This is a genomic window from Propioniciclava soli, from assembly GCF_038502305.1.
Lineage (GTDB): Bacteria > Actinomycetota > Actinomycetes > Propionibacteriales > Propionibacteriaceae > Propioniciclava > Propioniciclava soli.
On the sequence record NZ_CP115965.1, the window covers coordinates 2,197,643 to 2,208,937 of the forward strand.

Consider the following 11,295-nt stretch of genomic DNA (forward strand, 5'->3'; position numbering starts at 1 on the left):
CCAGTCTCCCCGATGACCGCGCGGCACCCCGCGGGGGCCCACGGCTCGGAAACCGCCCCCGCCTACACCAACAGCGTCCTGATCGTCCGCAGCGCCACCGACATCCGCGCCAGCGTCGTCTCCTCCGCCGTGATCTCGCGCAATTCGGACGCCTCGCGCTCCACGCCACCGGCGGTGGCCTCCCAGGCGGCGACGATCGCGGCGGCGTCCGCCCCGGCTCCCCCCACCCGGAGCGCGGCGCCGGTCAGGTCCGCCTGCAGGCGGGCGAGGTCGTCGCGCAGGGCGGCGCGGGCCATCGTGTCCCACCGGTCGACCCGCGGCAGCTCGTTGACCCGCTCCAGCACGAGGTCGAGCCCCAGCCGCTCGGCCACCGTGAAGTACACCCGGGCGACCAGCGCCAGGTCTCGCCCACTCTCGCGGGCCAGCTGGGCGATCGACAGGGCCAGGTGCAGGTAGCGGGCCTGGGCCACCCGGGCCGCGAGCGCGTCGGGCACGCCTGCGCCGGCGAGCGCGGCGCGCTGGGCGTCGATGTCGGCGCGCTGCCGGGGGGTGCAGACGTCCGCCAGCTGCTCCCGCAGCACCGTGACGGCCTCGGTGAGCGCCGCCGCCTCACCCTTGATGTCGAGGTCTCCACGCCGGTTGTGCAGCAGCCACCGGGTGGTGCGCTCCACCATCTGCTGCAGCTCGACGCGGATCCGCAGCTCGGTGTCCGCGGCCACCCCCAGATCGGTGAGCGCCATCTCGTCGCGGGCGACGGCGAGGATCGTCCGCGCCGCGAGCTGCGCGCGGATGATCTCGGTGACATCGGACGCCGTCTCCTCCGCCAGCCGGTGGTAGGCGCTCGGCCCCTGCGAGTTGACGAAGCGGTTCACCGTCACCATCGTCACGATCTCGCGCCGCAGCGGGTGCGCCGCCATGGCGTCGGCGTACCGCTGGCGCAGCGCGCGCGGAAAGTAGGTGACCAGCCGGTCGGCCAGGTAGGGGTCGTCCGGCAACGGGGAGGCCAGCACCAGGCCCTCGAGCCGGATCTTCGTCCAGGCGAGCAGGCTCGCCAGCTCCGGCCGGGTCAGCGCCTCGCCGTGCTGGAGGCGGCGCTCCATCTCGGCCCGGCTCGGCAGTCCCTCCAGGTCACGGTCGAGGAGGCCGTCCGCCTCGAGCCGCCGCATCCACGCCTCGTGCGCGCCGGCCATGCCCGGCCCCAGCGCCGCGACGGTCGACAGGGCGATGTTGGAGTCCACGTTGTGGGCCAGCACCAACTGCGCCACCTCGTCGGTCATGGACGCCAGCAGCTCGGCCCGCGCATCGGGGCTGAGAGCGCCGCGCGCCTCCTCCGGCTGCAGCAGGATCTTGATGTTGACCTCGTGGTCGGAGGTGTCGACCCCGGCCGAGTTGTCGATGAAATCGGTGTTGATCCGGCCGCCGGCCCGGGCGAACTCGATGCGGCCCGCCTGCGTCCACCCGAGGTTGCCGCCCTCGCCCGCCACGCGCGCCCGCACCTGACACCCGTCGAGGCGCACCGCGTCGTTGGCCTTGTCGCCGACGTCGGCAGGGGACTCGCCCGACCCCTTCACGTAGGTGCCGATGCCCCCGTTCCACAACAGATCCACCGGCGCGGCGAGCAACGCCCGGATCAGTTCGTTCGGCGTGAGCGAGCGGACGTCGTCGGCCACCCCCAGCGCAGCGCGCGCCTCGGCGCTGATCGGCACCGACTTCGCCGTCCGGGGCCACACCCCACCCCCGGGAGAGATCAACGCCGCGTCGTAGTCGGCCCACGACGAGCGCGGCAGCGCGAAGAGGCGTTCGCGCTCGGCGAAGGACGCGGCGGCGTCCGGATTCGGGTCGAGGAAGACATGGAGGTGGTTGAACGCCCCCACGAGCCGCGTGTGGGTGCTGCGCAGCATGCCGTTGCCGAACACGTCACCGGCCATGTCGCCGATGCCCACGCAGGTGAAGTCCTCGGCCTGGCAGTCCACCCCGAGCTCGAAGAAGTGCCGCTTCACCGACTCCCACGCCCCGCGGGCGGTGATGCCCATCTCCTTGTGGTCGTAGCCGACCGAGCCGCCGGAGGCGAAGGCGTCCCCCAGCCAGAAGCCGCGCTCCACCGACAGAGCGTTGGCGATGTCGGAGAACGTCGCCGTACCTTTGTCGGCCGCCACCACGAGGTAGGTGTCGTCGCCGTCGTGGCGCACCACGTCCGGCGGCGGCTCCACTTGGCCGTTGACGAGGTTGTCGGTGAGGCTCAGCAGCGAGCCGATGAAGATCTCGTAGCAGGCGACCCCCTCGGCCAGCCAGGCGGCCCGGTCGATGCGCGGATCGGGCAGGTGCTGGGGCACGAAGCCGCCCTTGGCGCCCACCGGAACGATCACGGTGTTCTTCACCATCTGGGCCTTGACGAGACCGAGCACCTCGGTGCGAAAGTCCTCGCGACGGTCCGACCACCGCAGCCCGCCGCGGGCCACCGCGCCGAACCGCAGGTGCACGCCCTGCACGCGGGGGCTGTACACGAAGATCTCGTGCGCCGGTCGCGGCTCGGGCAACAGGGCCAGCTCGCGCGGGCGGATCTTGAACGCCAGCGCCGGCCGGTCGGCCGCGAACGCGTTGGTGCGGACGATGGCCCGCAGCACGGCGACGAACATCCGCAGGATGCGGTCCTGGTCGAGCGACTCCACCGCGTCGAGGGCGTCGAGGATGCCGGCGATCTCTGCCTCGAAGTCCTCGACACGGGCCGCCTCGGTGGCGTGCTGGGCGGGGTCGAACCGCGTCTCGAAGGCGGTCACGAGGGCGCCCGCAATGTCGGGGTTGGCGTTGAGCGCGGCGGCGACGTAGACCTGGCTGTACGGGGTGCCCGCCTGCTGCAGGTAGCGGGCCATGCCGCGCAGCCACGCCACCTGCTGCCACGCCAGGCCGGCCCGCATGACCAGCTTGTTCAGCTCCCCGGCGTGGCAGACCCCGGTGTAGGACGCCTCGAACGCCTCCGCGAACCGCACGCGGTCGTCCGACCGCCAATCCTGGAGCGTCTGCCCGGCGGGAAGGACGAAGCCGAAGTCGTAGAGGTAGACGCGGCGTCCGCGCAGGTCCCATTCATAGGGGCGCTCGTCGGTCACGTCGACGCCGAGGGCGTTGAGGTGCGGCATCACGCGCGTCAGCGACATGGGCTCCGCGGTGATGACCTTGAACCGGAGGTCGGCGGGGTCACCGGGATCATCGGGGGAATACAGCGCGAACCGCAGATCGCCGGGCGCGGCCAGCTCGTTCGCGAGGCGCAGGTCGGCCAGCGCCTGCTTGGCGGTGTACGCCGCCTCGTACGCCTCCCCGAACTCGACGCCGCGCTCCTGGGCGGGCAACTCGTCGGCGGCGTCGTTGAAGTCGTCGTCCCAGATGCGCGCGGCGTGGGCCACCTCGGCCTCCAGCGCCGCGAGGTCGACCGCCGGCTCGGGCGCCCCGTCGGGCCGCTTCACCACCAGCAGCAGGCGAGCCATCGAGCTCTCGTTGACGAGCGCCCGGAACTCGACCGATTCACCGCCCAGGCGCTCCCGCAGCAGCGCCGTGATGCGCTCGCGGATGACGGTGCGGTACCGGTCGCGCGGCACGTACACGAAGCAGGACCAGAACCGGCCGTGCGGCGCCCGCTGCACGATCAGGCGGGCACGGCGCCGCTCCTGGACGCCGGCGATCTGCCGCACCAGCGCCGCCAGGTCGGGCACCGCGTCGGCGAACCAGTGGTCCCGCGGCAGGCTGGCCATGGCATCGCGGGCGAGTTGCCCCGAGTGGGAGTCCTCGGCCAGGCCGAGTTCCTCCCACACCCACGCCGCCTTGTCCCGCACCAGGGGGATCCGCTCGATCGGCTCGAGGTAGGCCCGGGTCGTCCACAACCCCAGGAAGCGGCGCTCGCCGACGAGCACGCCCCCGCGGCTGTAGGTGCGCACGGCCACGTAGTCGAGGTGGTCGAGGCGGTGCACGGGCGCGGGCCGGGAGTCCTTGGTGACGACCAGGATCTCGGGGCTCTGCGTGATCTGGGTGGCGTGGAAGGGGTCGGGCGCCTCACCGCGCAGGATGCCCAGCCCACTGCCGGGCACGGCGGTGAACGTGTCCCCGTCCACCGTGTAGTCGCGCGCCCCGATGAACTCGAAGTGGTCGTCCGCCAACCATCGCAGCAGCTCGGTGACCCGCCGCACCCAGGCCACACCGACGGGCTGGGGCGTGTCCTCCAACCGGGCCACCGCCTCCGCCAGCCGGGTCGCCATGGCGGCGGTGTCGGCATGGACCACGCGGGAGGCGGCGAGCCCGGCGTGCAGCCGCTCGACCAACCCGGGGAGGAGCTCGTCGGCCGCGGAGCCGAGCGGCGGGTAGGCCTCCACGGTCAGCCAGGACTCCGGGCGGGTTCCGGCCCCGCCCACCGCGCGGAGCTCACCGGCGTCATCGCGGCGCACGGCCAGGATCGGGTGGTGGACCGATCGGATCGTCCAGTCCGCATCGGCGAGCACGGCCGTCACGGTGTCGACCAGGAAGGGACGGTCGTCGGTCACCACCTGCACCACCGTCGAGCCGCCCGCCGACCAGCCGTCGCGCGACTCCAGCGGGGTGAAGGCTGCCACCAGGTCCTCCTCGGGTCCCCGACGGGAGCCGGCCTCCGCCTGCGCGGCAAGCAGGCGTCCGGCCACCTCCGCCGCGCCGCCCGGGGGTGTGTCGGCACCCGCGAGCCACGCGCGGGCGAGCGCGGCGGGACGGGGCCGAGCACCGTCCCCCGCGAGCACCGCAGCCCGCGAGAAGATTTCGGCCACTGCGGCCTCGATGTGGGAAAACTTCTCGCCGACGTTCATTCTGGCGCGCCTCCTTGCGTGTCCCGACCCAATGAGCCTACCGCGTCGCGGCGGCTGCGGCGGCGCGACGCCCCCGCGTTCGCGGCGCTCCCGCTTGTGCTCGGGGTGGGCGACCCGGTAGGCAGAGGGGCATGAAGCTGTCCGCACGCCAGACCTACCCCGCCACCCCCGCCGAGGTGCACGCGATGCTCACCGACGAGGCGTTCCTCACGCAGATGGCCACCGAAGCCGGTGCCGTCGAGCAGCGCGTCGTCGCCACCGCGGCACGCACGGCCGTGGAGGTGGCCGTCCCCTCACCCGCCGAGGTCAGGACCTTTCTCGGCCCCCACCTGACGCTGGTGCTGGACACGGCCTACGGCGACGCGGACGCCGACGGCGCGCGCAGCGGTCAGCTGACGATCACCGTGCCGGGCGCGCCGGTCACCGCAGGGGCCGCGTTCCGCCTCGTCCCGACCGCGTCGGGCACCGAACTCACCTACGACGGCGACCTCACCGTGAACGTCCCCCTCATGGGCCGCTCCATCGAGAAGAAGGCGGCCCCGGAGATCCTGGACGCGCTCGCCGCGCAGGAGCGCGCCGGGCAGCGCTGGCTGCAGGGGCGCTGAGCCGCGCGGCGGCGTCCGCTCAGCCCATGTGGGGGTAGGACGTGGACGTCGGCGCGACGAAGGTCTCCTTGATCGCCCGCGGGCTCGCCCAGCGGATCAGGTTCCACATCGAGCCCGCCTTGTCGTTCGTGCCGGAGGCGCGCGCCCCGCCGAACGGCTGCTGGCCGACCACGGCGCCCGTGGGCTTGTCGTTGACGTAGAAGTTGCCCGCGGTGAACCGCAACCGCTGCGCCGCCAGCTCGATGGCTGCCCGGTCGGTCGCCAGGATCGACCCGGTCAGCGCGTAGGCACTGGCGCCGTCCACGAGATCGAGCACGGCCTCGAAGTCGTCATCGTCGTAGACGTACACGCCCAAGATCGGGCCGAAGTACTCGGTGACGAAGATGTCGGCGTCCGGGTCGGTCGAGGTCACGATCGTGGGGCGGACGAACCAGCCCACGGAGTCGTCGTAGGTGCCCCCGGCGACGACCTCCATGCCCTGGTCGGCGTGGCAGGCGTCGATGACCTTGCTGAGCTTGCGGAAGGCCCGCTCGTCGATCACGGCGCTGGTGAAGTTGGACAGGTCGCGGACGTCGCCGACGGCGAGGGCGTTGGTTTGGGCGACGAGGTCGTCCTTGATGGTCTCCCAGAGGCTGGCGGCGATGTAGGCACGCGACGCGGCGGAGCACTTCTGCCCGGAGTACTCGAACGCGCCGCGGATCAGGGCGGTCACGGTCATCTTCGGATCGGCGGACGGGTGAGCGACGATGAAATCCTTGCCGCCCGTCTCCCCCACGAGCCGCGGGTAGCTGCGGTACTGCGCGATGTTCGCTCCGACCTCCTGCCAGAGCCCCTGGAAGACCGCCGTCGAACCGGTGAAGTGGATGCCGGCGAGGTGCGGGTCGGCCAGCACGACCTCGGACACGTCCTTGCCGTGACCCGGAAGCATGGTGATGACACCGTCCGGGAGGCCCGCCTCGCGGAGCACCTCCACCAGGAAGTGGGCGGCGTACGTCTGCGTGAGCGCCGGCTTCCAGACGACGGTGTTGCCCATGAGCGCCGCCGACGTCGGCAGATTGCCCGCGATGGCGGTGAAGTTGAACGGGGTGATCGCGTAGACGAAACCCTCCAGTGGCCGATACTCCATCCGGTTCCACACCCCCGGGGAGTTCTCGGGCTGTTCGGCCATGATCTGCTGGGCGAAGTGCACGTTGAAGCGCAGGAAGTCGATGAGCTCGCAGGCGGCGTCGATCTCGGCCTGCTGGACGGTCTTGCCCTGCCCGAGCATCGTCGCGGCGTTCATGGTCGCGCGGTACGGCCCGGCGATCAGCTCAGCCGCACGGAGGAAGATCGCGGCCTTCTCGTCGAACGGCAGCGCCTCCCAGGCGGGCGCGGCGGCGAGGGCGGCGTCGATCGCCGCGCGGGCGTCCGCCTGCGTCGCGCCGCGGAGGGTGCCGAGCACGTGGGCGTGGTCGGACGGCATGCACACCTCGAGCTCCTCGCCCGAGCCCGGGCGCCGCTCCCCGCCGATCCAGGCGTCGAGCGCCACCGGCGGTGCCGCAGCCAGTTCCGCGAGGCGCACCTCGAGCGCTGCGCGCTCGGCCGATCCGGGCGCGTAGGTCAGCACGGGCTCGTTGACGGGCAGGGGAACTCGGGTCACGGCGTCCATGGGCCCATGGTACGGCGCACGGCGCCCCACGCTCCCCGCTCTCGACCGCCTGAGGTGGACATTCGCGCGCGAGCCGGCATCCCGACGCCAAATCAGCCCGTCTTGGCCGCCTGTTCGCGACGCTTCTTCGCCGCCTCGACCGACGCTTTCAACGCGGCCACCAGGTCGACGACATCACCGCCACCGGTCTCGGCCTCGGCCGCCTCGGGGGCCGGAGCGTCCCCGAGCTTGGCCGCGACGACCTGCTCGAGGGCCTCGCGGTAGGAGTCCGTGAACGCATCCGGTTCGTAGGGGGCGGTCAGCTGGTCGATGAACATCTTCGCCATGTCGACCTCACCCTTGGACGCCTTGATCTCGCTGTCGGGCGCCGCGAACGACCCGTCGCGCAGCTCGTCGGGCCACAGGAGGGTCTGCATGACGAGCAGGTCGTCCGTGGCGCGGATCAGCGCGAGGGACTCCCGCGAGCGCAGCGCCACCTTGACCACCGCAACCTTCTTGGCCTTCCGGAGCGCCTCGCGCAGCAACACGTACGGCTTGGCCCCGGGGCCCTCGGCCTCGAGGAAGTACGACTTGTTGTGGGCGGTGGGGTCGATCTCGCCGTCCTCGACGAACTGGACGATCTCGACCTGCTTGGCCGTCGGCAACGGCAGGTCCTCGAAGTCGGACGCCTCGAGGATCACCATGCGACCGTCGGCGGTCTCGTAGCCCTTTGCGATCTCGGAGTAGGGGACCTCCTCGCCGCAGACCTCACACACGCGCTTGTACTTGATGCGGCCGCCGTCGGCAGGGTGCACCTGCCGGAACGTGACGTCCTTCTCCTCCGTCGCGGAGTACAACTTCACCGGGATCGTGACCAGGCCGAAGCTGACCGCGCCCTTCCACAAGCTCCTGGGCATGGTGCCTAGTGTGACAGGCGTTCCCACTCGGTGGAACCGTGCCAGAGCAGGTCGACGTCGGCCAGCAGCGGACGGGTCGCGTCGGCGTCCCAGGCGTCCGCCAGGTTCAATCCGGCCACCTGGTCGCGCACCGACGCCGCGAGCGCCGCGCCGTCGGCGTCGTCGGTGAAAAGGCTGGTGACGCGTCCGTAGCCCGTCGGCGGCAGGGTGACGGCGCCGAGGTCGGCGTCGGCGCTGTCGTCGACCGTCAGGGTGGTGGTGTCGCACACCGCGACGAGGCGGACGCCGTGGTGCAGCAGACCGTCCAGCGCCGCGATCTCCAGCAGCGTGAGGTCGGCGTCCTCGTCGTCGCCGCGCGCGATGCCGAAGGTGGCCAGGAACCCCGGCGTCGCGGCGAACCCGCGCCCCGCGCGGTCGTCGCCGGACGCCCAGGCGGCGAGGTCGGCGGGGGCCAGGGGCACGAAGACGAGCATGGCCCCCAGCATGGCACGTGGGTGCGCCGGAAACGGCGTACCGTTCCCGGGCATGGGGTCCGTCACGCGTCCGATGCACCCGGCATTGCGCCCATACGTCGCCAGCTGCGTGGGGTACGACTACCGGCTGCCGACCGACGCCGTGCACCACGGCTTGCCGTCCTCGGCCCTGACCGTCATCTTCGCCTTCGACGAACCCCTGGACTGCGGGTGGGGGACCGAGGCGGCGTCCGCCCGGTTCTGGACGCTGGCGGCGGGCCTGCACACCCGGCCGTCTCTGATCCGCACGCACGGCAGCCAAGTCGGGTTGCAGCTCGGCCTGACCCCCCGTGGGGCGCGGGCGCTGCTCGGCGTCCCGGCGGCACCACTCGCCTCGACCCTGGTGTCCGGTGACGAGCTCGGCGCTGCCCTGCCGCGGTGCTTGCACGAACGGCTGGCTCCGCTGAGCTGGGCGCGACGCTTCACCGTGCTCGAGGAGCATCTGTTGGAACGCCTCGGGCGCGCCGGACGGGCGGGCCACCGTACGGCGGAACTGGGGTGGCGACGGCTGACCGGTGCGCCGCGTCGTGTCGAGGAGGTGGCGCGCGAGCTGGGCGTCAGCCGCCGCCACCTTCGGAACCTGTTCATGGCGGAGTTCGGCCTCAGCCCCAAGGAGGTGGCCCAGGTCGCGCGCTTCGACCGGGCCCGGACGCTGGCGACCAACGGTGTCCCGCTGGCCGAAACCGCGGCCGCGGCCGGCTACGCCGACCAGGCCCACCTCACCCGCGAGTGGCGTCGCTTCGCTGGCCTGACCCCGACGGCCACGCTTGCTGAGTTCCCAATCGTGCAAGAACCGCTGATCGGGTGAGGGCACAGTGGTGCTCATGACCACACCACAGCTCTATGCCTGCCTCAGGTACCGCGACGCGGACGCCGCCCTCACCTTCCTCCACGCCCTCGGGTTCACAGAACGGCTCGTCGTGCGCGACGACACCGACGCCTCCGTCGTCCACCACGCCCAACTCCAGTGGCGCGACACGGGCGGCGTCATGTTCGGCTCGGCCGGCGTGGGGGCGGATTGGATCAAGCCGGGCAACGCCACGGTCAACCTGGTCGTGGCCGATGACGCCGAGGTGGACGCCGTCCTCGCGGCGGGGCTGGCCGCCGGCGGGCGCGTCCTCAGCGAGCCCGACGCGGCACCGCACGGTGGCCGTAACGCGGCCTTGGCGGACCCCGAGGGCAACGCCTGGAACTTGGACAGCTACCCCGGCGTCTGAGGCTCAGGCGCAGACACGGCGAACGCCCCGGTCCAGGTGGACCGGGGCGTTCGGGTGAGCCGTGGTGCGGACGCCTCAGCTTCAGGAGGAGGCCTTCTCCTGCTCGTCGGCGTCGCGGGAGGCCTGCTTGCCCGCCGTGCGCAGCGCATCGGTCACCGTGCGGACGTTGCTCGTCAGCCGCCCGTTCCAGTCGTTGCGGAACCGCTGCGCGTCGTTGCCGACCCACTTCACGGAGTTGAGCTGCTTGGTGATCGCCTTGGCGGCGTTGTCGATCTCGTCCGCCTTGCTGAGCATCAGCTTCGACAGCGCACGAACGCCAGCAATGTCCATTCCGACCATGCCCGACATGGTGTCTCCTTTCGTCTGTCGGCCCCCCACCGGACCCACTGGTTCTGTCTCTCGATCGCGACCCGGTGTCGCTTCGATGAATTCAACCTACGAGGGGTTCGCCGATCGCACCGTGGGGAGCACTCCCCCGGCCCACGCGCCGACGGCGCACCGGCCTGCGGGCAGGTCGGGCCGGCAGGAGCCGGTGAGGGTCAGCGGCGCCCGCGCACCTGGGCCCAGACGCGGCGCCGGTCGCGCCATGCGCTGGTGGACCACAGGGCCCAGAGCACGAGCACGGGCTGGAAGAACAGCCGGGTGAAACGCGCCTGGTCGGTGTCGAGGCCGAACCCGTCGGTCTGCGTCACGTACTGGGAGATGTTGCCGGGGAAGACTGCGACGAAGAAGGCGGCCACGATCCAGCCGAGCGCCGGCCGGAAGCGCAGCGGAACGAGCACGAGGGCGGCTCCCAGCAGAAGCTCGACGACGCCGGAGGCCACGACCACGAAGTCGGGGTCCAGGGGGATCCACGGCGGCACCTGGGCCTGGAACTCCTGGCGCTGGTGCGTCAGGTGGCCGAAGCCGGCCCCGAGGAGCGACAGGCCCAGGGCGATCCGGCCGATGTAGCGCACCACCTCTCCCAGCCCCCGCCGCGGGGGGGGCTGGTTCTGCCCGGCGGGGTGGGTCTCGGGCGGCGTGGCGCCGCGGGTGTGGTTGGGCTCATGCGTCGGTGAGATCATGCGAAAAGTGTTGCGCACAATTGGATTGCGCACAACACAAACGGCGTGTGACCATGGAGCCGTGCAACCCGACCTCCGTCTCGACCAACAACTCTGCTTCGCCCTCTATGCGGCCTCCCGTGCCACCACCTCGACCTATCGCACCGCTCTGGCCGACATCGGGCTGACCTACCCCCAGTACCTGGTGATGCTCACGCTGTGGGAACAGGACGGGGTCACCGTCAGCGAGCTGGGCGAGCGGCTCCATCTCGATTCGGGCACCCTCTCCCCGCTGCTGGGCAGGCTCGAGGCGGGGGGCCTTGTCTCCCGGTCGCGCAGCGCGCAGGATGCACGGCTGGTGCGCGTCAGCCTCACCCCCGCGGGGTCGGCACTGCGGGCGGACGCCGAGGCGGTGCACTGCGCCCTGCTGGAACGCATCGACATGGAACCCGAGGAACTCCTGACGTTGCGCACCCTGGCCCGCAAGCTGATCGACTCGATCGAGGCGAACTCCGAGTGACGGCGACCCACGGCGTCCCACGGGGGCCGGGCCC

10 protein-coding genes are annotated in these 11,295 nt (G+C 71.9%); 4 read left to right on the forward strand and 6 right to left on the reverse strand.

Annotation, left to right across the window (positions count from 1 at the left end; all coding sequences use genetic code 11):
- Positions 1 to 62: 62 nt before the first annotated feature.
- Positions 63 to 4,820, reverse strand: a complete 4,758-nt coding sequence (locus PCC79_RS09870; RefSeq protein WP_342371717.1) for an NAD-glutamate dehydrogenase — start codon at positions 4,818 to 4,820, stop codon at positions 63 to 65.
- Positions 4,821 to 4,951: 131 nt separating this feature from the next.
- Here PCC79_RS09870 and PCC79_RS09875 point away from each other — a divergent pair, with 131 nt between their 5' ends.
- Complete coding sequence (locus tag PCC79_RS09875; RefSeq protein ID WP_342371718.1) at positions 4,952 to 5,425, forward strand: DUF2505 domain-containing protein; 474 nt, start codon at positions 4,952 to 4,954, stop codon at positions 5,423 to 5,425.
- Between the two features lie 19 nt (positions 5,426 to 5,444).
- Here PCC79_RS09875 and pruA read toward each other — a convergent pair whose 3' ends face one another.
- The 3 genes from pruA to PCC79_RS09890 form a co-directional block, all read right to left on the reverse strand.
- Positions 5,445 to 7,073 (reverse strand): L-glutamate gamma-semialdehyde dehydrogenase, encoded by a 1,629-nt coding sequence (gene pruA, locus PCC79_RS09880; protein ID WP_342371719.1) that lies wholly within the window; start codon positions 7,071 to 7,073, stop codon positions 5,445 to 5,447.
- A gap of 92 nt (positions 7,074 to 7,165) precedes the next feature.
- A complete protein-coding gene (locus PCC79_RS09885; RefSeq protein ID WP_342371720.1) occupies positions 7,166 to 7,969 on the reverse strand; it encodes a Ku protein in 804 nt (267 codons plus the stop codon).
- 5 nt (positions 7,970 to 7,974) lie between these two features.
- Complete coding sequence (locus PCC79_RS09890; RefSeq protein WP_342371721.1) at positions 7,975 to 8,442, reverse strand: DUF6912 family protein; 468 nt, start codon at positions 8,440 to 8,442, stop codon at positions 7,975 to 7,977.
- 52 nt (positions 8,443 to 8,494) lie between these two features.
- On the opposite strand from PCC79_RS09890, the gene PCC79_RS09895 reads away from it, so the two are divergent.
- Together PCC79_RS09895 and PCC79_RS09900 are read left to right on the forward strand one after the other, a co-directional pair.
- The gene (locus tag PCC79_RS09895) at positions 8,495 to 9,289 is read left to right on the forward strand and encodes a helix-turn-helix domain-containing protein (RefSeq protein ID WP_342371722.1); all 795 of its coding nucleotides are present in this window, start codon (positions 8,495 to 8,497) and stop codon (positions 9,287 to 9,289) included.
- 16 nt (positions 9,290 to 9,305) lie between these two features.
- Positions 9,306 to 9,698 carry a VOC family protein gene (locus PCC79_RS09900; protein ID WP_342371723.1) on the forward strand — a complete coding sequence of 131 codons (393 nt, stop codon included), beginning with the start codon at positions 9,306 to 9,308 and terminating at the stop codon, positions 9,696 to 9,698.
- Positions 9,699 to 9,779: 81 nt separating this feature from the next.
- Here PCC79_RS09900 and PCC79_RS09905 read toward each other — a convergent pair whose 3' ends face one another.
- Entirely contained in the window at positions 9,780 to 10,046 is a 267-nt protein-coding gene (locus tag PCC79_RS09905) for a hypothetical protein (protein WP_342371724.1), read from the reverse strand.
- Positions 10,047 to 10,237: 191 nt separating this feature from the next.
- A complete protein-coding gene (locus PCC79_RS09910) occupies positions 10,238 to 10,762 on the reverse strand; it encodes a DoxX family protein (protein ID WP_425325631.1) in 525 nt (174 codons plus the stop codon).
- Between the two features lie 61 nt (positions 10,763 to 10,823).
- On the opposite strand from PCC79_RS09910, the gene PCC79_RS09915 reads away from it, so the two are divergent.
- Positions 10,824 to 11,261 carry a MarR family transcriptional regulator gene (locus tag PCC79_RS09915; protein ID WP_342371725.1) on the forward strand — a complete coding sequence of 146 codons (438 nt, stop codon included), beginning with the start codon at positions 10,824 to 10,826 and terminating at the stop codon, positions 11,259 to 11,261.
- Positions 11,262 to 11,295 lie beyond the last annotated feature (34 nt).

Bases quoted from the DNA above. Each gene is read 5' to 3' on its own strand.
- PCC79_RS09875 (WP_342371718.1), top strand. From the start codon at position 4,952: ATGAAGCTGTCCGCACGCCAGACCTACCCCGCCACCCCCGCCGAGGTG.
- PCC79_RS09900 (WP_342371723.1), top strand. From the start codon at position 9,306: ATGACCACACCACAGCTCTATGCCTGCCTCAGGTACCGCGACGCGGAC.
- PCC79_RS09895 (WP_342371722.1), top strand. From the start codon at position 8,495: ATGGGGTCCGTCACGCGTCCGATGCACCCGGCATTGCGCCCATACGTC.
- pruA (WP_342371719.1), bottom strand. From the start codon at position 7,073: ATGGACGCCGTGACCCGAGTTCCCCTGCCCGTCAACGAGCCCGTGCTG.
- PCC79_RS09905 (WP_342371724.1), bottom strand. From the start codon at position 10,046: ATGTCGGGCATGGTCGGAATGGACATTGCTGGCGTTCGTGCGCTGTCG.
- PCC79_RS09910 (WP_425325631.1), bottom strand. From the start codon at position 10,762: ATGATCTCACCGACGCATGAGCCCAACCACACCCGCGGCGCCACGCCG.
- PCC79_RS09890 (WP_342371721.1), bottom strand. From the start codon at position 8,442: ATGCTCGTCTTCGTGCCCCTGGCCCCCGCCGACCTCGCCGCCTGGGCG.
- PCC79_RS09870 (WP_342371717.1), bottom strand. From the start codon at position 4,820: ATGAACGTCGGCGAGAAGTTTTCCCACATCGAGGCCGCAGTGGCCGAA.
- PCC79_RS09885 (WP_342371720.1), bottom strand. From the start codon at position 7,969: ATGCCCAGGAGCTTGTGGAAGGGCGCGGTCAGCTTCGGCCTGGTCACG.